This is a genomic window from Gordonia jinhuaensis (genome assembly GCF_014639795.1).
GTDB lineage: Bacteria > Actinomycetota > Actinomycetes > Mycobacteriales > Mycobacteriaceae > Gordonia_B > Gordonia_B jinhuaensis.
Genome location: NZ_BMGC01000016.1, coordinates 39675 through 59823 on the forward strand (window position 1 = coordinate 39675; position 20149 = coordinate 59823).

23 protein-coding genes are annotated in these 20149 nt (G+C 67.6%); 13 read left to right on the forward strand and 10 right to left on the reverse strand.

What is annotated here, in order from left to right; genetic code table 11:
• Positions 1–114 precede the first annotated feature (114 nt).
• The gene (locus IEW22_RS11915; RefSeq protein WP_229742532.1) at positions 115–1755 is read left to right on the forward strand and encodes an L-aspartate oxidase; all 1641 of its coding nucleotides are present in this window, start codon (positions 115–117) and stop codon (positions 1753–1755) included.
• Here IEW22_RS11915 and IEW22_RS11920 read toward each other — a convergent pair.
• A complete protein-coding gene (locus IEW22_RS11920; protein ID WP_188586826.1) occupies positions 1726–3273 on the reverse strand; it encodes an ABC1 kinase family protein in 1548 nt (515 codons plus the stop codon). The two genes, IEW22_RS11915 and IEW22_RS11920, sit on opposite strands and share 30 nt — an antisense overlap.
• Positions 3274–3565: 292 nt before the next feature.
• Between IEW22_RS11920 and IEW22_RS11925 the strand changes: the two genes are divergently transcribed.
• Positions 3566–4456 (forward strand): hypothetical protein, encoded by an 891-nt coding sequence (locus tag IEW22_RS11925; protein WP_188586827.1) that lies wholly within the window; start codon positions 3566–3568, stop codon positions 4454–4456.
• A gap of 11 nt (positions 4457–4467) precedes the next feature.
• Here IEW22_RS11925 and IEW22_RS11930 read toward each other — a convergent pair whose 3' ends face one another.
• Positions 4468–5550: a threonine aldolase family protein gene (locus tag IEW22_RS11930; RefSeq protein WP_188586828.1), complete on the reverse strand. Its 1083-nt coding sequence runs from the start codon at positions 5548–5550 to the stop codon at positions 4468–4470.
• Positions 5551–5730: 180 nt separating this feature from the next.
• Between IEW22_RS11930 and IEW22_RS11935 the strand changes: the two genes are divergently transcribed.
• From IEW22_RS11935 to IEW22_RS11945, 3 genes are all read left to right on the forward strand, one after another.
• On the forward strand, positions 5731–6072 hold the full coding sequence (locus IEW22_RS11935; RefSeq protein WP_188586829.1) for a metal-sensitive transcriptional regulator: 342 nt from the start codon (positions 5731–5733) through the stop codon (positions 6070–6072).
• 72 nt (positions 6073–6144) lie between these two features.
• On the forward strand, positions 6145–6351 hold the full coding sequence (locus IEW22_RS11940; protein ID WP_188586830.1) for a heavy-metal-associated domain-containing protein: 207 nt from the start codon (positions 6145–6147) through the stop codon (positions 6349–6351).
• Entirely contained in the window at positions 6351–8636 is a 2286-nt protein-coding gene (locus IEW22_RS11945) for a heavy metal translocating P-type ATPase (protein WP_188586831.1), read from the forward strand. The genes IEW22_RS11940 and IEW22_RS11945 overlap by 1 nt, the downstream gene beginning before the upstream one ends.
• A gap of 5 nt (positions 8637–8641) precedes the next feature.
• Here IEW22_RS11945 and IEW22_RS11950 read toward each other — a convergent pair whose 3' ends face one another.
• From IEW22_RS11950 to IEW22_RS11980, 7 genes are all read right to left on the reverse strand, one after another.
• On the reverse strand, positions 8642–9217 hold the full coding sequence (locus IEW22_RS11950; RefSeq protein WP_188586832.1) for an Asp23/Gls24 family envelope stress response protein: 576 nt from the start codon (positions 9215–9217) through the stop codon (positions 8642–8644).
• Positions 9214–9849 carry a DUF6286 domain-containing protein gene (locus IEW22_RS11955; protein ID WP_188586833.1) on the reverse strand — a complete coding sequence of 212 codons (636 nt, stop codon included), beginning with the start codon at positions 9847–9849 and terminating at the stop codon, positions 9214–9216. Before IEW22_RS11955 ends, IEW22_RS11950 begins: the two co-directional genes overlap by 4 nt.
• Positions 9850–9961: 112 nt before the next feature.
• Positions 9962–10363, reverse strand: a complete 402-nt coding sequence (locus IEW22_RS11960; RefSeq protein ID WP_188586834.1) for an Asp23/Gls24 family envelope stress response protein — start codon at positions 10361–10363, stop codon at positions 9962–9964.
• On the reverse strand, positions 10356–10535 hold the full coding sequence (locus tag IEW22_RS11965) for a DUF2273 domain-containing protein (RefSeq protein ID WP_373284177.1): 180 nt from the start codon (positions 10533–10535) through the stop codon (positions 10356–10358). The genes IEW22_RS11960 and IEW22_RS11965 overlap by 8 nt, the downstream gene beginning before the upstream one ends.
• Positions 10536–10606: 71 nt before the next feature.
• Positions 10607–10972 (reverse strand): hypothetical protein, encoded by a 366-nt coding sequence (locus IEW22_RS11970; RefSeq protein ID WP_188586835.1) that lies wholly within the window; start codon positions 10970–10972, stop codon positions 10607–10609.
• Positions 10969–11370: a hypothetical protein gene (locus tag IEW22_RS11975; protein WP_229742534.1), complete on the reverse strand. Its 402-nt coding sequence runs from the start codon at positions 11368–11370 to the stop codon at positions 10969–10971. The genes IEW22_RS11970 and IEW22_RS11975 overlap by 4 nt, the downstream gene beginning before the upstream one ends.
• Before the next feature lie 10 nt (positions 11371–11380).
• The gene (locus IEW22_RS11980; protein ID WP_188586836.1) at positions 11381–11914 is read right to left on the reverse strand and encodes an Asp23/Gls24 family envelope stress response protein; all 534 of its coding nucleotides are present in this window, start codon (positions 11912–11914) and stop codon (positions 11381–11383) included.
• 239 nt (positions 11915–12153) lie between these two features.
• Here IEW22_RS11980 and IEW22_RS11985 point away from each other — a divergent pair, with 239 nt between their 5' ends.
• Positions 12154–12957: an RNA polymerase sigma factor gene (locus IEW22_RS11985; protein WP_229742536.1), complete on the forward strand. Its 804-nt coding sequence runs from the start codon at positions 12154–12156 to the stop codon at positions 12955–12957.
• Positions 12954–13445, forward strand: coding sequence for a hypothetical protein (locus IEW22_RS11990; protein WP_188586837.1), 492 nt, complete (start codon positions 12954–12956; stop codon positions 13443–13445). Before IEW22_RS11985 ends, IEW22_RS11990 begins: the two co-directional genes overlap by 4 nt.
• A 28-nt stretch (positions 13446–13473) precedes the next feature.
• Here the strand turns inward: IEW22_RS11990 and aqpZ are convergent, their stop codons facing one another.
• Complete coding sequence (gene aqpZ / locus IEW22_RS11995) at positions 13474–14217, reverse strand: aquaporin Z (protein WP_188586866.1); 744 nt, start codon at positions 14215–14217, stop codon at positions 13474–13476.
• Between the two features lie 179 nt (positions 14218–14396).
• On the opposite strand from aqpZ, the gene IEW22_RS12000 reads away from it, so the two are divergent.
• From IEW22_RS12000 to IEW22_RS12025, 6 genes are all read left to right on the forward strand, one after another.
• A complete protein-coding gene (locus tag IEW22_RS12000; RefSeq protein ID WP_188586838.1) occupies positions 14397–15143 on the forward strand; it encodes a hypothetical protein in 747 nt (248 codons plus the stop codon).
• A gap of 254 nt (positions 15144–15397) precedes the next feature.
• On the forward strand, positions 15398–15928 hold the full coding sequence (gene sigK / locus IEW22_RS12005; RefSeq protein WP_229742550.1) for an ECF RNA polymerase sigma factor SigK: 531 nt from the start codon (positions 15398–15400) through the stop codon (positions 15926–15928).
• Positions 15921–16829, forward strand: coding sequence for an anti-sigma factor (locus tag IEW22_RS12010; RefSeq protein ID WP_188586840.1), 909 nt, complete (start codon positions 15921–15923; stop codon positions 16827–16829). Before sigK ends, IEW22_RS12010 begins: the two co-directional genes overlap by 8 nt.
• Before the next feature lie 290 nt (positions 16830–17119).
• The gene (locus tag IEW22_RS12015; protein WP_188586841.1) at positions 17120–18202 is read left to right on the forward strand and encodes a Re/Si-specific NAD(P)(+) transhydrogenase subunit alpha; all 1083 of its coding nucleotides are present in this window, start codon (positions 17120–17122) and stop codon (positions 18200–18202) included.
• Positions 18202–18543 carry an NAD(P) transhydrogenase subunit alpha gene (locus IEW22_RS12020; protein ID WP_188586842.1) on the forward strand — a complete coding sequence of 114 codons (342 nt, stop codon included), beginning with the start codon at positions 18202–18204 and terminating at the stop codon, positions 18541–18543. The genes IEW22_RS12015 and IEW22_RS12020 overlap by 1 nt, the downstream gene beginning before the upstream one ends.
• Positions 18540–19979 carry an NAD(P)(+) transhydrogenase (Re/Si-specific) subunit beta gene (locus IEW22_RS12025; protein ID WP_188586843.1) on the forward strand — a complete coding sequence of 480 codons (1440 nt, stop codon included), beginning with the start codon at positions 18540–18542 and terminating at the stop codon, positions 19977–19979. The genes IEW22_RS12020 and IEW22_RS12025 overlap by 4 nt, the downstream gene beginning before the upstream one ends.
• Positions 19980–20149: the final 170 nt, after the last annotated feature.

Genomic DNA, 20149 nt, shown 5'->3' on the forward strand with positions numbered 1-20149 from the left:
AGGCCCCCGGCGCATGGCCGGGGCTGGCGCGCGGTCTCACGTCGGCGTAGCTTTCGTCTGGAGATGGTTTTCGTCTGAGAGTCGAAAACTGGTCGGATGAGTCGGAGGTGCGCGATGGGAGTGGCTGGGCGCGGGATGGATGAGGGGTGGTCGAGCGACGTCGTCGTGATCGGCGGTGGCGCGGGCGGCCTCACCGCTGCGCTGGTTGCTGCCGAGCGGGGCGCCACCGTGGCGATCGTGGTCAAGTCGCCGGAGACGGTCACGGCACCCGATTCCCCCCCGACCGCCACCGCCTACGCGCAGGGCGGGATCGCCGCGGTCGATCCGAGCGATCCCGATGACTCCTTCGGCGCGCACGTGCACGACACCGTCATCGCCGGCGCCGGATGTACCGATCCGGTGGCCGCGGCGAGCATCATCGGCGACGGCCCCGCGGCGATAGCCCGACTCGTCGGGTGGGGGATGCGTTTCGACGGTGTCGATTCAGACGGGATCGGTGCGGGTACCCCGCACCGGACGAGGGAGGGCGGCCACCGGGTCGCGCGGATCCTGCATGCCGGCGGTGACGCGACCGGTGCGCGCATGCAGGAGGTGCTCGAGCGGCGTGTCGCCGACCATGTGGCGTCGGGTCGGATCCGCATCCGCCACGGCGCGCCGGTACGTCAATTGGCCACGGCCGCAGGGCGAGTGGTGGGCGCGTGGATAGAACCGGTCGACGTCACCGATCGCGGCGGGGAGCCCGAACTGCTGGCCGCCCCCGTCACCATCCTCGCCACCGGCGGCAGCGGCCAGCTCTACTCGGCCACCACCAATCCGCTCGGCTCCACCGGAGACGGTCTGGCGCTGGCGATGTCGGTCGGTGCCCGGATCGCCGATCTGCAGTTCATCCAGTTCCACCCGACGATGCTGTTCACCCCCGGAGCCCGCGGACGATGCCCGCTGATCTCCGAAGCGGTGCGTGGTGAGGGCGGCATCCTGCGTGACATCCACGGACGTCCGGTGATGGCGGGCGTGCACCCGTCCGGCGACCTCGCCCCGCGAGATGTGGTGGCGCGTGCGGTGACGGAGGCGATGGCACGCACCGGCGCCGACCACGTCCTCCTCGACACCGCACTGGTCGACGACTTCGCCCAGCGGTTCCCGATGATCGCCGCCGCGGTCACCGGACGAGGACTCGACATGCGGCTGATCCCGGTCGTCCCCGGTGCCCACTATCAGTGCGGCGGCGTGGTCACCGACACCCGTGCGCGCACGAGCGTCGGGGGGCTGCTCGCGGTCGGTGAGGTGGCGCGCACCGGCCTGCACGGTGCGAATCGGTTGGCGTCCAACAGCCTTCTGGAAGCGGTGGTGATGGGGATCCGGGCGGGTGAGGCTGTTCCGGTCGGATCGGGAGCACCCGGCGGTGACGTCGGTGGGGATCTCGGTGGGGGCCTCGGCGAGGTCGACCCGCCGCGATCGACGCCGGTGCCGATCGCCGATCGCGACTGGCTCCAGGACCTGATGTCGACCAACGCGGGAATCGTCCGCGACGGTGCAGGGCTCGCTGCCGCCGCCCGAGCACTCGACGGGCTGACACCCCGGATCCCGTGCTCACCGCGCGAGCTCGAGGATGCCGCGCTGACGGCGGTGGCACGTGCGGTCATCGCCGCGGCGACTGCCGACACGGTCTCGCGTGGCGCGCATATGCGTTCGGATGCACCGCAATCGGACGCGGACGCCGTGGGCTCAGCGTGTCCGGATGTCGCGGTGATCTGAGCGGCTGCCGCTGCTGGCCCCGCCACCGCTGCTGTTCCCATCACCGCTGTTGCCGGCGTCCTGCTCGTCGGCGTGGGTGTCCTCGTTGATGATGCGGGCCATGAGTTCGAGTACGGCACGGTCGGCGAACGCCCGCCATCGCGGTGCGAGCAGCTTCATGTACTTCTCCACGTAGAGAAGCTGTTTGCCGATCAGTACGAGTTCGCGTGGCAGGCGCACGTCGTAGACCGCGGCCAGCTCGGTGAGTCGCCGTCCGAGATCACCGTAGGAGACGTCGGAGAGGTTCTTACCGGCCAGCGGGGCGGCGAACCGCCGGAGATCCTTGGCGCCCTCGCGTGTGGAGGATCCGGGCCGCCGGACCGCACCCAGTTCCACGAGGACACGGCCGGCCGACTCATAGTCGTTGCGCACCAGCAGATCTCCGAACAGTCCACGGACCAGTCGACGGGTGCGCTCGTCGAAACGTCCGACGATGCCGAAGTCGAGCAGCACGATCCGTCCCGACGAGTCGACGAGTACATTTCCGGCGTGCAGATCGCCGTGGAACAGTCCGCCGTGCAGCGCCGACTCCAGGAAGGTCAGCAGCAGGGTCCGTACGAGTGCGGTGCCGTCGTGTCCGGCGCGCCGGATGGCAGCGACGTCGTCGATACGGACCGCGTCGGTGATGCGTTCCATCGTCAGCACGCGACGGGTGGTGTGCGCGTGATCGACGCGTGCGGTCCGGACGAGATCGGCGTACGGGGTGGTGGCCAGTTGTGCGGAGAACTCCTCCATCGCCGCGGCCTCGGTGCGGAAGTCGAGTTCGGCGTCGAGGCTCTCGGCGAAGTCGGCGATGATGCCACGGGCGCCTGCCATCCGGCCGTAGCGCGAGAGCTCTGCCACGCGGGCGGTCGCCGAGAGGATCTCCACGTCGGCGGCGAGACGCCCCGCGATGTCCGGTCGCTGCACCTTCACCACCACCGACTCGCCTGCCATCGATTCGCCTGCCATCGACTCGCTGCTGTGCAGACGGGCGGTGTGCACCTGCGCGATGGAGGCCGAGGCGATGGGCGTCTCGTCGAAGCCGGCGAAGGCAGCGGAGACCGGTTGGCCCAATTCCTCGGCGATGATCGCGGCGACGGTGTCCGGTGATGCCGGCGCCACCCGATCGAGCAGTGACTCGAACTCACCCGACAGCGTCGGTGTGAACACGCCCGGACTCGACGCGATGAGCTGACCGAGTTTGACGTAGGTGGGGCCGAGTCGTTCGAACACGGTGCGCACCTGGCGGGCGGCGCGGCGTGGTGACAGCTCGCGCGTGGCGACACTCCCGATGGTGAACTCGGCCACCCCGAGGGTCGTCTGCACTGCGGTGGCCGCGACGCGCTGCGCGGTCGAGACGGCAGAGGTCGCCGGCAGCCCACTGTGCGCTGTGCGGTCGGTTGGCCCTGGCGGCTGCGCGTCGGAGTCGGATGTACTCGGCGGCTCCGGCGCGTCCGGCCGCGGGCTCGGTGTGGAAATATCGCTTCTATCAGGCATGACGGTGAAAAATGTGTGATCGTCCCAACGTCGGACCGGGGTGGTTCGGGTTCCCGAACGCAGCGCCGACGGGTGTTGTCTTGTCCCTGTTCAGTTGCTGTGATGTACCGGGAGCGACCGCCGATGTGGCGGTTGTCGCCCGAAACGACGCTACTCCGGCACATGCGGAGGCCGGTTCGTGCGCCGCGAAACCGGACACGGATTTCCCCTCGAACCGGTCTACTCTGTAACGACCGGCGGGATCGGCAAGGGGTGACGACGATGAATTGTGGGCAGATGGGGGAGTGCGACCGTGTCGAGTGATGGCTGCTGGTCGACGATCATCTGCACCGGTTCCGAGCGTGCCGCGCTCGGCGACACCAGCGATCCCGGATGGGTGCTCGGATGTCGGCTCGGACTCGGTCATCGCGGCAACCACGCCACCGATGCCGAGGTGGTGCCGCGCTACGACCGCCGTCGCTGGCTGGAATGGAATGACGTCGATGATCACGCGCTCTCCCTGATCGAGCGCAACCCGTGCCCGGTGACCAACACAGCGGGCACATCGTGCATGCTCTTCGCCGACCACCCGGGCGTGCACTGGTTCGCCCGCACCAACGGCCACGCACCCGCCCCCGCGATGCCGCCGCAGCCGCGTATCGACACCATGCCGCGCCTGTCGGTGCCGCACACCGCGATGCTCACCGAGAACCCGGCAGTGGTGGAGGAGAGCGCTGGGCGCGAGGATGCTGAACCGGAGAATGCCGCGCGGGAGAACGTCGGATCCGAGGACGCGTCACCCGAACAGCAGGCTGCGCCGGCCACCGATCCCGATGCTCCCGACACGCGTCCGTTCCGGAGTCTGGCCGGTCGTGCGTCACCTGTCGACCGGCCGGCGCAACGCCGGCGCCCGGACGCCTCGCGCCACGAGGCGCCGGCGGAGCGGCCCGACGGGTTGCGGGCGCGGCCCGAGGGCGGGCGACGGTACAAACCCGACGTCGACGCCGAGTCAGCCCCGGCTGTCGGATCGCATGAGGCGAGCGCCGGAGACCTGGTCGCGGTGACGGGAAGCCGTCATGCGCGACCCGGCGCCGCCGAGGAGAGCGTCGGACCGGAGCCGGGGAACCGGGCCGAACTCGGTGCTGCTCTCGACGCGCTGGCCGCGGCTCTGACCCAGCTGGCCCAGGCCATCCGCAAGATGTGAGATCGCGCTGCTCAACCGGCCAGTGCGGTGGTCGAGCGCGCGATGGCCGCGACGAAGGCGTCCACGTCGGAGTCGGTGGTGTCGAAACTGCACATCCAGCGCACCTCGCCGGTCGCACTGTTCCAGTCGTAGAAGTGGAAGTCGCGGCGTAGCTCGTCGGCGACACCCGGGGGCAGCGTCGCGAACACGGCGTTGACCTGCGTCGGCTGTGTGAACGTGACCCCCTGGATGGATCCATCGGCCAGCCCGGCCTCGACACCCGCGCGCAGCCGAGCGGCCGCCGCATTCGCCGCGCGGGCATTGCGCAGGAACAACTCATCGGTGAGCAGTGCGGTCAGTTGCGCGGAGACGAAGCGCATCTTCGAGGCGAGCTGCATACGGTGTTTGCGCAGATAGGGCAGCCCCGTGGCGGCCTGCGGGTCGAGCACCACGATCGCCTCGGCGCCCAGGGCGCCGTTCTTGGTGCCACCGAAACTCACCACGTCCACACCGACGTCGCGGGTGAATGCCCGCAACGGGAGGTCCAGGGCGGCGGCCGCATTCGCCAGGCGTGCGCCGTCGACGTACACCCGCATCCCGGCGGCGTGGCTGTACTGGGTGATCGCCGCGATCTCCTCGGGGGTGTAGAGCGTCCCGAGTTCGCTCGACTGGGTGAGGTAGACCGCGAGCGGCTGGGCACGGTGTTCATCGCCGTATCCCCACGCCTGGGTGGCGATCAGCTCGGGTGTGAGCTTGCCGTCGGGGGTGGGCACGGTCAGCAGTTTGATACCGGCCTTCTCCGGTGCGCCGCCCTCGTCGGTGTGGATGTGGGCGGTCGCCGAGCAGATCACCGCGCCCCACGGCGGCAGCATCGACAACAGGCCCACCACGTTCGCGCCGGTGCCGTTGAACACCGGGAACGCCGTCGCGCCGGTCCCGAAGTGTTCGGCGACCAGCGTCTGCAGCCGCTGCGTCTCCGAGTCGGCGCCGTAGGCCCGGTCGTGACCGACGTTGACTGCCGCGAGGGCGGCGAGGATCTCGGGTGAAGCTCCTGAATAGTTGTCCGAGGCAAAGGTGTGGGGCCCGGTGAACTCGGTGGCGACGCGATCACTCATATCCGTAATCCTGCTCGCCGCCTATCCTCGCCGCGTCATGTGGGTGCGCGTTGTCGTTGCCCACCACATTCGGCTGAGCACATACCCTACCGGGGTAGGATTTATCGACGCGCCGTGCTATACCAGATGGGGGTATGCGGGAAGGTACCGCGACACGAGTATCAGACAGGGGCGAGGGCCATGGCCGATCCGGATGAGCAGGATGTGACCGCAGCGGTGACGCCGGACGAGGCGCATGCGCCGCACGGATACATCCACCGCAAGGACGACTATCTCAAACGGCTGCGGCGTATCGAAGGACAGGCGCGCGGCCTGCAGCGGATGGTCGACGAAGAGGCCTACTGCATCGACATCCTCACCCAGGTCACCGCGATGACCAAGGCGCTGCAGGCTGTGAGCATCGGTCTGCTCGAGGAGCACATGAACCACTGCGTGGTCCACGCCGCTCAGGAGAGTGACGAAGCCGGCCAGCTCAAGGTCAAAGAAGCCATGGACGCCATCGCGCGCCTGGTGAAGTCCTGACCGCAGCCTTCTCGTCGAACGACACGTGCCATCCGCACCCTTATCAATGAAGACAATTCAGGAGGTTCGATCGTGAGCGCCACCGCCACATTCACCGTCACCGGTATGACCTGTAGCCATTGCGTCGCCTCGGTCACCGAAGAGGTGTCCGAGATCCCCGGCGTCGAGAAGGTCGACGTCGACCTCGACACCGGTGCGGTGTCGATCGCCTCCGCCGAGCCGCTGGAGCGTGCCGCGGTCGAGTCCGCTGTGCGTGAGGCGGGTTACGAGCTGGTCTGATGAGCGCCACACCGGTGGTGCCCGATGCCGCCGACACCGCGACCGTCGATGCCGTCGATCTCGACATCACTGGCATGACATGTGCCTCGTGTGCGTCGCGAATCGAGCGCAAACTCAACAAGATCGACGGCGCGCAGGCCACGGTGAACTATGCGACCGAGCGCGCGCATGTGCGGCTGTCGCGTGGTGACTTGTCGCCGTCGGAGTTGATCGCCACGGTCCGCGCGGCCGGCTATGACGCCGCGGTGGCTCACCGCGCCGACGCCGCCTCCGATGAGACCGCGGCGACACGCGACGCTGAACTCGCCTCGATGCGTAGTCGGCTGATCGTCGCAGTCGCCCTTGCCATCCCGGTCATCGTGCTCGCGATGGTGCCGGCATGGCAGTTCGACGGCTGGCAGTGGGTGAGTCTGGTCCTGACGATCCCGGTGGTCTTCTGGTGCGGAGCCGGATTCCACCGCGCCGCCGCGGTGAACCTGCGCCACGGTGCGGCGACGATGGACACGCTCATCTCGGTGGGCACCATGGCCGCGTTCTGGTGGTCGGTGTACGCGTTGGTCGTCGGCGACGCCGGGATGATCGGGATGCGGCATTCACTGGAATGGGTCTCGTCCTCCGGCGGTGCCGACGCGATCTACCTGGAAGCGGCCGCCGGTGTCACCGCATTCGTCCTGGCGGGTCGGTACTTCGAACTGCGCTCCAGGCGCAACGCCGGCGCAGCTCTGCGGTCGCTGATGTCGTTGGGAGCCAAGGACGTCAGCATTCTCGACCCGGATGCGCAGCGTGAGCGTCGGATCAGTGTGTCGGACTTGTCGGTCGGTGATCTCATGGTGGTACGCCCTGGTGAGACGATCGCCACCGACGGCACGGTGACCCAGGGACGTTCGGCAGTGGACGCCTCGATGATCACCGGTGAGTCGGTCCCGGTGGAGACCGCACCCGGCGACCGGGTGGTGGGCGGGACCGTCAACACGTCGGGCCGGATGATCGTGCGCGCCGATCGTGTGGGATCGGATACGCAGATGGCGCAGATGGCGCGCATGGTCGCGCAGGCGCAGAACGACAAGGCGCATGTCGCGCGACTGGCCGACCGCATCTCCGGCTATTTCGTGCCTGCGGTGATCGTGATCGCGATCATCACCGCTGTCGCGTGGATCGCGTCGGGAGCGGATGCGGTATCGGCCTTCACCGCTGCGGTCGCGGTGCTCATCATCGCCTGCCCGTGTGCGCTGGGCTTGGCTACGCCGACCGCGCTGATGATCGGCACCGCTCGTGGCGCCCGCGCCGGGATCCTCATCAAAGGCCCTGCCGCGCTGGAATCCTCGGGTCCGATCGACACCGTCGTCTTCGACAAGACGGGGACCCTGACCACCGGCCACATGACGGTCGAGCGCGTGACCACGCGCACCGGCGGCGGTAGTGAATCCCCCGAGGGCAGGCGCGTGCTGCGGATGGCCGCAGCCGTGGAGAACGCCTCCGAACACCCGATCGCCCGCGCGATCGTGCGGGCGGCGGCCGAGCACGGACCGATCGCTGATGTGGACGACTTCGTGGCCACCCCCGGCTTCGGTGCGAGCGGTGTGGTCGACGGATGCGAGGCCAGCGTGGGTCGAACCGACCGGTGCGACCTACCCGACGCCCTGCACGCGGCCGTCGAGGATGCCCTCGCATCCGGCGCCGACAGTGCGGTCACCGTGGTGAGCGTTGTCGTGGACGGCCGGGTCGAGGCCGTGATCAGTATCTCCGATCCCCCGAAAGAGCATGCGGAGACGGCGATCTCGGAACTACACCGCTCCGGAATAAGGACCGTCCTGCTCACCGGCGACCGACAGGAGGTCGGTGAGCAGGTGGGCGCTGCCGTGGGCGTCGACGAGGTGATCGGCGGAGTCGACCCCGCCGGAAAAGTGGAGGCTGTCAACCGGCTGCGGTCCACCGGTGCCCGCGTGGCGATGGTCGGCGACGGAGTCAACGACGCCGCCGCGATCGCGAGCGCCGATCTGGGTGTGGCGATGGGGGCCGGCAGTGATGTCGCGATCAACGCCGGCGACCTGACCGTGGTCGGTGACGATCCGCGCGGCGTGGTCGATGCGATCCGCCTCGCGCGCGCGACGTTGCGGGTGATCCACGGAAACCTCTTCTGGGCCTTCGCCTACAACGTGGCAGCGATCCCGTTGGCGGCCGCCGGACTGCTCAATCCGATGATCGCCGGTGCTGCGATGGCCGTGTCGTCGGCGTTCGTTGTGGGTAACAGCCTGCGGCTCACCAGGTTTCGTACGCTGCGCTGATCTGCTCAGCGCACGCGGGAGGCGCTGTCACGCGCTCCGTCCAGGTGGACCAGGAACCGTGGCCGCAGCGACTCATCGGGTAGGGCGACACGCAGGTTCTCGGCGGCTTCGCGGAGGCGGGCGATGATGTCGTCGTAGGACACCTCCGGCGCCGCGACGACGGTCACCTGCACGAGTTCACGCTTGCGGTCGTCGAGGGCGCGGGCCTTCGCCGAGGTGATCTCCGGAGCCGCTGCGATCTCGTCGGCGATGGCGTCGGCCACCTTGTTCGGCGCGAGAGTGAGCTTGCCGCCGGCATTGGACCCGGGCAACGACAGCGTGCGGGCGCGCTGCGGACGAACGTTCACCGCGAGCAGCCAGATTCCCAGAACCACACCGATGACCGCGACCCCGACGAGTGCCCACACCCACCAGCTCGAATCCGGGGCGGTGCGAAACCAGTTGAGGTCCAGTCGCTGCATCCGATCATGGATCCACGACGCGTTGGATTTCCAGCCGATGGCTGCGGCGCCCACGACGATCATGGCCGCGCCGACGATGAACACGATGAGGCGATTGAATGCCGCTGGTCCGTGATTCATGCCGAGACCTCCGTGGTGTGTTCGGTGCCGGTGCCGGTGCCGGTGCTGCTGGTGCCCGTGCTCGTGTCGCTGTCTGACGTACCGTGGTGCGCATCTGTGGTCACCGGGATCACACGGGTCTTCACCGTCACCTTCAACGGTTTCACTGTTCCCGACAGGGCCTGGGTGACCTTCGACGACACCTCGTCGGAGGCGGCGGCGTCGGTGGTGACGATCCGTACGGTGGCGCGGCGCCTGCCGACCACGGTGTGCGCTTTGTGCACCGAGTCGACCGTTCGGGCCACCGCACTCGCGCGCCGGGCGAGGTCACCACGTCGGGTCCAGGTCCACTCGTCGTAGATGCCGACGTGGGTGCGTCGTCGTAGGAGCAGCGAGGAGCACACCAGGATCAGGCCGACAACCACGAGGGCGATGGCAGCTACCCACATCCACGTCGACCAGCTGATGTGGCCGAACCAGCGGAAAGCGGCTGCGTACCACTCGGTTCCCGAGATCCAGCCCGCCTCGATGATGAGATCGTGCACCGCGATGGCGGCCAGGGCGAGAAAGCCGATGGCGATGATCGTGCCGTAGTAGACGGCCGACGGCAGCGCGGTCGGCGTCTTCAGGCTCTTCACGTTCGTCCTACTCATGGTGATGCTCGCTCATTGTGCGCCTCTTTCGACGTCGTCTACCTCGCCGGGGGAGAAGTCCTCGGCGGTGTGGTGTGGCGGATGCAGATCCATGTGGTTGATGAGTGCAGGTCTATTCGGGACCCGTGTGGCTGCGCAGTGAGCTACGCGCGACCAACTCGGCGACGTCCACATCCACGCGAGTGGGGGTGATACCGGTGAGTTCCTGGACGCGTCCGGTCACATGGGCGCGAACGTCGTTGCACACCTTGGTGATCGGCGAGGGCCACAGCACCGCGATGGAGATGGAGAAGGTCGCGGGCTCGTGCATCTCGGCGAGTGCATGCGGTGTACCGCGTCCGCCGAGCAATCCCTGACCGCTGCGCGCGATCACACCGTCGACCTCGAGGGCCGCGGTCTCGGCGATCTTCACCCCGACCCGGTCCTTGTAAGTCAGGGTGCCGCGGTCGCCCGCGACTCTCGGCAGGGTGTCCGCCGCCGACGACGAGTCGCCGTGCGGCGCCGGCTCAGCCACGGTTCCGGCTCCGCAGCAAGGCCATCAGGTCGATCGTCCCGTCGCGCTGCAGACCGATAGCCAGGCCGATGACACCCAGGACGATCGCCAGGATGAAGCCCCCGAAACCCCCGGTGGTCGCTGCGATGGCCAGCAGCAGCCCGACGAACAGACCGATTATTGCGTTGCTCATGATTCCTGCCTCGGATCAGATGTGGTGCACGTGGGTTGGTTTCACGTGGGTTGGTTGTCACGTGGGTTGGGTCAGATGTCGAAATACTTGCGGCCGCCGCGGATACGACGGGCACGTGTGCGTGCGGTGTGAGACCTGCGGACCTTTCTGCTGAGGTCGGCCCTGCGGGCGTCGGCTGCCCGCACCCGGGCGGCGAGTTGCCGCCGCCAGCGGCGAACCGGACCGCCGGCGACGAAGACATCGGGTGCGGGAGCCTCAGCCGGCGGCGATACGACGCCGGAGCGGGTGCCCGGATCGGGATGAAGGGCGTCGAACCGCCGCAGCGCCTCGATCAGCCGATCCGGGTCGCCCCCGTGGTCGGGGTGGTTGGCCTTGATGATCTCGCGGCGCATACGCTTTCGGCGTTCATCCGCGGTCTCCTCGGGCTCCCCGGTCACGACCTCTCGACTCCCACTGCGTTCTCGCCAGCCGTGTTCGGTTCTGCGATGTCCTCGACGACCACATCCATCGGTCGCCCGGCGATTACCTGCGCCACCCCGCGGACCTCGTTGGCCGTCGCGAGGATCGGCCGGGACAGATCCACGTCGATGTGCACCTCACCCTTCTCGTCGGACAGTTTCACACCGACGATGCGGTGTCCGGGCATGTAGGTGGCGACCTCACCGAACCGTCCGCCCGACATGGCCGCGACCCCGTCGACGGCGAGAACCGCCTCGGAGACGTCGCGGGCGATGTCACCGGCGCGCCGGTCAGATCCCGCGTCATCGGCTGTCCCGGCGCCCGATTGCGCCGTGTCCGTTGATGTGATGTCGGATTCCGGTGTCTCAGAGGTCATCACATCACGCTCACTGGACGCGCGGCTCGGACCGATCGGAATCGTCGTTGTCGTCGTCCTCGTCGGCGAAGTGAACGTCGTGAACCATGATGTTCACCTCGGTGACCTCGAGCCCGGTCATGCCGCTGATGGCCCCGATGACGTTCTCGCGCACCGCCTGTGCCAGCTGATGGATCGCCACGCCGTATTCGGCGACCAGTCCGAGATCGACGGCGGCCTGCTTCTCGCCGACCTCCACCGAAACGCCCTGGGTCAGATTCTGTGTGGTGCCGGGAATGACTTCGCGGACTCGGCCGACCATGCGTGATGCGGCACCGCCGAGGTCATGGACGCCATCGATCTCGCGGGCTGCGATGCCGGCGATCTTGGCCACCACCGTGTCGGCGATGGATGTCTTGCCGTGTGCGTCGATCAGTGCGCTGCCCGAATCGCCGACGGCGATCTCGCGTGAGGGATCCGAGCTCGTCGACGCGCTGGATGTGGCCGACGACGAGGAGTTCGCCTTCGTGCTGTCGGTGGTGGCGCCGGTGTCAGGGCTGCTCATGAGAACACTCCTTTGCTGTGAGCGGGCCGTCGGATGGCGACGGTGCTCGTGTGACTCGACCCGAGCACTGCGGCTGTGGTGTGAACCGGCTCGGGCGGGATGAAGCTGCGTACCTCGTACATGTGTTGAGTCGCTCGGCGCGTGCGGATTGCACGCAACGGGTGTGGTGATCCCGCTCACATCAACCTAGTCGCGGATTGGACTTTCGATTTGAGATCGTTCGTGATGGGGTGACACCTGTGAGCGCGAATCGTCGCATCGACGGGCAAAACGCCCGAGTCGGACACGGTGACCGGCAGCGCGTCGTCGTCACCGGATCGACTCCGGGCCAGGCGAATCCGGGCCAATCGAATCCGGGCCAATCGAATCCGGGCCAATCGAGTCTGGGTAGGCGTGAGTCGGGTGAGTGCGAGTCGCATGGGCCGACCGACGAGGAACTGGCCCGTCGCGCCGGACTCGGTGATCGCCGCGCATTCGACGAACTGGTCGGGCGGACGGTGCCGCTGTTGCTGCGGTATGCACGACGGATGCTCTCCGATCCCTCGGTCGCCGACGACGTGGTGCAGGAATCGCTCGTCGCCGTGTGGAAGGGTCTGCCGCGGTTCGGTTTTCGCAGCAGCTATCGCACCTGGGTGTTCTCCATCGCCCACCGCAAGATCGTCGACATCCACCACGATGCGGCACGTCGTGCGGAATACGACGCGGGTGGCGAATCCGACATCGCCGAATTCGTCCAGCCCGGCCCCGGGCCGGCCGAGACCGCCGAAGAGAGTTCACTTCTCGCGGCATTGCGCACCGAACTGGACAATCTCGCCCCCCGATCTCGGGCGGTGTGGTGGCTCCGCGAGATGGAAGGACTCGGACATGGTGAGATCGCCGACGCGCTGGGGATCTCGCCGGGTTCGGTTCGGGGACATCTGCAGCGCGCACGCGCCGACATCGCGCGGCGGATGGAGCCGTGGAGGCCGAAAGCCGTCGGCGAGCGCCCCGGATCGGGAAAGGTGTCGGATGAGGGTGGCGATTCGCGGGAGGAGATCAGATGACGCAGCAGGGCACCGGGACGCAACAGGGCACCGGGACGCAGCAGGGCACCGAGGAGTGGCTGCTCGCGGCGTCGGCGCAGCTCGGTCCCACGCCTGAGGAGTCCGAATCGGTCGGGCGACGGGTACGCGCGGCGACTCGCCGGTTCGCGAGGGCCCGTGTCCCGCTGATGACCGACGTATCCGGCATTGCGGTGACCGACCTGGTGGCGGGCCAGATCGCGGCTGACGCCGTGCGCGCCGTCACCCGTCGCGAGGTCTCGGCGGTGCGGATCGGCACTGCGCCGAGTCCGGCGGGTACCGCACGCCGCATCACCGACATCGGCGTGGACCTCGCCGTCGGATACCGCGACGACATCTCGGCGATGGCCGAACTCGTCCGCGAGACAGTGCGGCTGACGCTGGGCGAGGTCGTGGGACCGGTGACAGCGGACGAGGTCGCCACCCGCATCGACGTGCGGGTGGTCGACCTCGTGGAGCTGCCCGGGTAGGGAAACGCCTGGTACCGGCTGATCCCGGTCAGGCCAGTGCGTCGTCGTTGACCGGTTCGTCGGCGATCTCCTCGCCCTCACCGAACAGGATCGGGTAGAGCACGCCGGCGATGATCGCCCCCACCAGCGGGGCAACCCAGAACACCCAGAGCTGTCCGGGCGCGCCGTTGCCGTTGAAGAACGCCACACCGGTGGAGCGGGCGGGGTTGACCGACGTGTTCGACACCGTGATGGAGATCAGGTGGATCAGGGTGAGTGTGAGGCCGATCGCGATGCCGGCGAAACCTGCTGGTGCACGCGGATCGGTCGCGCCCAGGATCACGAAGAGGAAGACCGCGGTGAGGATGATCTCGGCGATGATCACCGACCAGAGTGCGTAGCCGCCCGGCGAATGCGCGCCGTAACCGTTGGCGGCCATGTTCCCGGTCGCATCGAAGCCCTTCTTGCCCTTCGCGATCGCCCACACGACCAGGCCGCCGAGGAGTCCACCCACCACCTGCGCGATCCAGTAGGGGATCACCGCGTCCCACTCGACGCGTCGGGCGATCGCCGCGCCGAGGGTGACTGCGGGGTTGAAATGCCCGCCCGAGAGGGTGCCGAAGGCGTAGACGCCCACGAGAACCGTCAATCCGAAGGCCAGTGCGACACCGAGATGGCCGACACCCACGGAGATGCCGTCGGAGATGAACTTCGCGCCCAGCACCGCGGTGCCGCAACCGCCGAGTACGAGCACGAAGGTGCCGACCAATTCGGCCATGAGGCGGTGGAACATCGGGGGTGGGGTGAGCACAGAGCCTCCTAGAGAGTGGATGGCCAGATGTACCGCTGCAGTTGCAGAGTTTCACAACTGCAACGTTGTGCACAGTGTCGAACCGCATCTTTGCCAAACGGTAATGATCGAGACGGGTTACGGCGGCGCGTGCGCATGTTGTGCACGCAGAAGGGGTTGACGTGGTCCAACCGGCTCTTGACCTGCGGCGTCAGCCGTGGCGCTATCCCGGGCCGTCGGTACGGGCGCCCGGCCTTCTCGCTGATGGGCGGTATGTGCGCTGCGACCACTCGCGCATCCGGGCCATTCTGGACGAATCGGGTCACACGCCACTGGAGCACCGCACCCCGGTGGTGGCGGTCGGTTCCAACGCGTGTGCGGCGGTGATGAGCCACAAGCTCGCCGGACATGACGGGCCCATCGTCTTTCTCGTCGACGTGGTTGCCGGTGTGGCGGTGGGACACAGTGCCCACCGCAGCCGAGCCCACCGCAGCCGGGCTCACCGCAGCCGGCGGTTGCCGGTCGCCGGGTCGATGAGACCGGGCTTCATCCCGGCCGCCCCGTACGCCGACGCCGGCGCACGGGATGCCTTCGTGATCACCATGCTCGACGACGAGCAACTCGCCGTGATCGATGCGACCGAACCCAACTACTTCCGCGATCGGGTGAGCGGTGCGCGGCTGGGTCCGGTGTGGCTGTATCGGTCGCGCTGGGGAGTCCTCGCGCCGCCGGGTGCCAAACCGGTCCCGTTGACTCCCCAGCCGGTCCTCGAACGATTCCTGACCGGCCATCGACTGGGGATCGGGCCTCCGGTCGCCGGTGCATTCGCCGACGTCGCCGGTTTGCGTGAGGCGGGCTGGGCGCGCGCGGACGGACTGGATCGCCGTGCGTCGAGGCCAGGCGGTGAGATGGGGTCGGCAGGTGACTGACGGGTGAGCGTCACGCACGAGCCGACGTGAGGAACGACACCCTCGTTGTTGCGGTTGTTGCGCGACTTCACAGCGATCCGTGCGCCTGTCGGCACCGAACACAGGATGTGAGAAGTTCCGCCGCGCTCGTCCCCGATCGGGCTCCGATTAGTCTCATCGGTGTGGCAGAACGACCGCCGGAGGTCCCGGCACCGGCACCCACCCGCGCCGACGAGGCGGACGACACGCACCGATCGTCTCACCTGGCAGGGCTGATGGCGCGGGTCGCAGAGGGTGATCGGGGCGCGTTCGCCGAGCTCTATGACCAGACGAGTCCGCGGGTGTACGGCCTGATCCTGCGGGTGCTGCGAGATCCCGGTTATGCCGAGGAGACCGCGCAGGAGGTCTACCTGTCGGTGTGGCAGAGCGCGGATCGGTACTCCGCAGAGGCCGGGTCGGTGATCTCGTGGCTGCTCACGATCGCGCATCGCCGTGCGGTTGACCGGGTGCGGTCGGAGGAGGCCGCGGGTCGGCGGACCTTCGAGCGCGGTGTGGCCGCGCTGGTGGTCGACGTCGACGACACCGCCGAACGTCTCGAGCGTGACGACGAGACCGCGCAGGTGCGCAATTGTCTGGGCACGCTCACCGATGTGCAGCGCCAGAGTGTCGAGCTGGCCTACTACGGCGGCCTCACCTATCCGCAGGTCGCGCAGCAACTCGGTGCGGCGCTGCCGACGGTGAAATCACGTATTCGCGACGGTTTGCGTCGTCTTCGTACATGTCTGGAGGTGGGTCGCGATGGCTGACCGGAACGGTTCGGGCGGGGCCGGCCCCGATCGTCGTCTGCTCGACGAATATGTGGAGCTGTATGCGCTCGATGCGCTCGATGCCCAGGAGACTGCTGCCTTCGAGTCGCAGCTCGACCTGGTGCCGGAGTCCGAGCAGCAGCGTCGGCGTGCGCAGATCGCCGACATTCGCGAGACCCTCGCGCAGATGTCCTCGCAGGTGCAGACGGCGCCGCCGAACGGGCTGCGCCTGCGCGTGCTCGCCGCTGCCGACGCGAGCGGACAGGGATATGGCGGGCGCCCAGATGGCGGGCACACAGGCGGCGGGTTCACCGGCGCTACCACCGGCCCCGCAGCGGGCGCGGAGGTGACCGACCTGGCGGCTGCTCGCGCCCGGTCGACACGGATGCGGCGGTGGGCGATCGCCGGCATCGCGGTGGCCGCGGCGGTGATCGTCGCGATCGGTGGCGGCGTGGTCGGTCGGGTGACCTCACCCGATCGCGGTTCCACCACCACGACGACGGTCGCCGAACCGGCGCCGGGCGGCGGATCCTCTACCGGTCAGACGTCCGGTGCGGCTGAACAGATCTCGGCGATCCTGGCCGAGCCCGACGCCCAGGTCAATCGCACCACCATCGGCGGCTCCACCGCCGCGGTGACCGTCGCGTCGTCGAAGTCGCTCAATCAGGCGCTGGTGGTTATCACGTCGGCTCCGCAGCCGCCGGCTGAACACGCCTACCAGCTCTGGGTGATGGGTGCCGATCACAAGCCGCGGTCGGAGGGGACGATGGTCCACATGGATCCCACCGTCACGGCAAAGCTCAAGGATCTCAGCGGATTCGACGAGGTTGCCATCACTGTGGAACCGCGCGACGGGTCGCCTGCGCCGACGACGTCGCCCATCGTCTCCGTCGCGCTCTGAGGCGTCTGTTTCCGGCGGGAGAACACCGGTGATAGACGTTTGCGCTGCTAACTAGTTGGGCGCCAGGGCTGTTCGGACCCGGCGCTCAGGTGGCCGCGCGGATGTTCGGTGATTCGGGGCACTTCGGGCAATTGACCGGGCGTGCTATCTTCGTCGGCAGTTCGCGACCTGTGAAAACCCGTGACGTGGGTCGCTTGTCCGCCGCGAGGGCTGTGAGATCACTTCGGCCGGCACCCCACAAGGATTGCCGCCGGAACCCGCAGCGCCTCGCTCGACGAACAGGTGCAGAGATGAGCGTCGGAGTCGTACGCGAAACGACCGAAGGGGAACGTCGCGTCGCGCTCGTTCCCAAAGTGGTGTCGACCCTGGTGTCCAAGGGTGTCGATGTGGTGGTGGAGAGCGGTGCCGGCCTCGGTGCGCTGATCCCCGACGAGTTGTACGTGGACGCGGGCGCGCGTATCGGCGATCCGTACTCCGCCGACGTGGTGGTGAAGGTCGCCGCGCCGACCGACGACGAGGTGTCGCGATTGCGGTCGGGGCAGACCCTGATCGGCTTCCTGAATCCTCGAAACGAGCGCAACCAGATCCCGGCACTGAAGTCGGCCGGGGTGCAGGCGTTCGCGGTCGAGGCCATCCCGCGCATCTCGCGCGCGCAGGCGATGGACGCGCTGAGCTCGCAGGCCAACGTTGCCGGGTACAAGTCGGTGATCGTGGCCGCCGACGAGTCCACTCGCTTCTTCCCGATGCTCACCACTGCAGCGGGCACCGTGAAGCCGGCGACCGTGCTCGTGCTCGGTGTGGGTGTGGCCGGCCTGCAGGCATTGGCCACGGCCAAACGTCTCGGCGCCCGCACCACGGGTTACGACGTGCGACCCGAGGTCGCCGAGCAGGTCCGCTCGGTCGGTGCGCAGTGGCTCGATCTGGGTATCGACGCCGCCGGTGAGGGTGGCTACGCCCGTGAGCTGACCGCCGACGAGCGCGCCAAGCAGCAGCAGGCGCTCGAGGACGCGATCAAGGGCTTCGACGTGGTGATCACCACCGCGCTGGTGCCCGGTCGTCCGGCGCCGCGTCTGGTCACCGCAGCTGCGGTGGAGGGGATGAAGCCCGGCAGCGTGGTGGTCGACCTCGCCGGTGAGACCGGCGGCAACTGCGAATTGACCGAGCCCGGCAAAACCGTTGTCGTACATGATGTGACGATCGCGTCGCCGCTCAACCTCCCGGCCACCATGCCCGAGCATGCGAGCGAACTGTATGCGAAGAATCTCTACGCGCTGATCGATCTGATGCTCGGTGAGGACGGCGCGATCACCCCCGATTTCTCCGACGAAGTGCTCGCCGCGTCGTGCGTGACGCGTGAGGAAGGTACCGCCTGATGTATTACGGTCTGCTGGCGAACATTGCGATCCTGGTGCTCGCCGGGTTCGTGGGTTTCGCGGTCATCTCCAAGGTCCCCAACACGCTGCACACGCCGTTGATGTCGGGTACCAACGCCATTCACGGCATCGTGGTGCTCGGTGCGCTCATCACGCTCGGCACTCTTCCCGCCGACGCGGGGTGGGGTGTTCGGATCATCTCGTTCATCGCACTCATCTTCGGCACCCTCAATGTGGTCGGCGGCTTCCTCGTGACCGACCGCATGCTGGGCATGTTCAAATCCCGTAAGCCCGAAAACTCTTCGGCTGCTTCGGATTCGGTGAAGGGTGCCGAACAGTGACCTACTTCGTCTACATCCTCTACATCGTCGCCTTCTCCTGCTTCATCTACGGCCTGATGGGCCTGACGGGGCCGAAGACGGCGGTGCGCGGCAACCAGATCGCCGCAGTCGGCATGGCGATCGCGATCATCGGCACGCTGTTGCTGATCCGCAACACCTATGCGATCAACTGGGTGTTGATCATCGGCGGCCTGGCCATCGGCGTGATCCTCGGTGTGCCGCCGGCCAAGAAGACCAAGATGACGGCGATGCCGCAGCTGGTCGCACTGTTCAACGGTCTCGGTGGTGGCACGGTCGCGCTGATCGCCCTCGCCGAATTCATTTCGTCCAAGGGCTTTTCGGACTTCCGCCTCGACCAGCAGCCCACGGTTGCCGTGGTGGTGGGATCGCTGTTCGGTGCGATCATCGGGTCGATCTCGTTCTGGGGTTCGCTGGTCGCCTTCCTCAAGCTGCAGGAGGTGCTGAACAAGAAGGTCGAGAAGTTCTTCGTCAGCAACGCCCGGCTGTTCCAGGTCGCCAACATCGTGCTGCTGATCGTGGCCGTTGCGATCGCGATCTACATCGGCGTGAAGGCCAAACCCGGTGAGGGAACATCGGTCTGGTGGATGGTTGCGCTGCTCGTGGTGTCCGGTGTGCTCGGTCTGTTCGTGGTGCTGCCGATCGGTGGCGCCGACATGCCGGTGGTCATCTCGCTGCTCAACGCGCTCACGGGCCTGTCGGCTGCTGCCGCGGGTATCGCGCTGAACAACACCGCGATGATCGTCGCCGGCATGATCGTGGGCGCCTCGGGCACCATCCTCACCAACCTGATGGCCACCGCCATGAACCGGTCGATCCCGGCGATCGTGTTCGGCTCCTTCGGCGGTGGGGGAGGCGGCGGTGGCGCCGCCACGGCCACCGGTGGTGCGGTGAAGGCGACCTCGGCTGCCGACGCAGCGATCCAGATGGCCTACGCCAACCAGGTGATCGTGGTGCCCGGCTACGGTCTCGCGGTCGCGCAGGCTCAGCACACCGTCAAGGAGATGGCCGACCTTCTCGAGGACAAGGGGGTGGAGGTCAAATACGCCATCCACCCGGTGGCCGGACGTATGCCCGGGCACATGAATGTCCTTCTCGCCGAAGCTGATGTGGCTTACGACGCGATGAAGGAGATGGACGACATCAACGGTGAGTTCAACCGCACCGACGTCACCATCGTCATCGGCGCCAACGACGTCACCAACCCGGCCGCTCGCAACGACCCGGGGTCGCCGATCCACGGCATGCCGATCCTCAACGTCGACCAGTCACGTTCGGTGATCGTGCTGAAGCGGTCGATGAGTTCGGGTTACGCCGGTATCGACAACCCGCTGTTCACCGCCGAGCAGACCTCGATGCTCTTCGGCGATGCGAAGAAGTCGGTGGCGTCGGTCATCGAGGAACTGAAGGCGCTGTAAGGCATCGCGGTTTCGCGGTTACATCACGCTGACCTAGTTCACACCACGGTCCCCGACGGTTCGCCGTCGGGGACCGTGGTCGTTGTCGTGAACTGGTTGCGTCTGCGTGAACTGGTTGCGTCTGCGTGAACTGGTTGCGTGTGTGCGAACTGGTCGCGCTTGTTTGAACT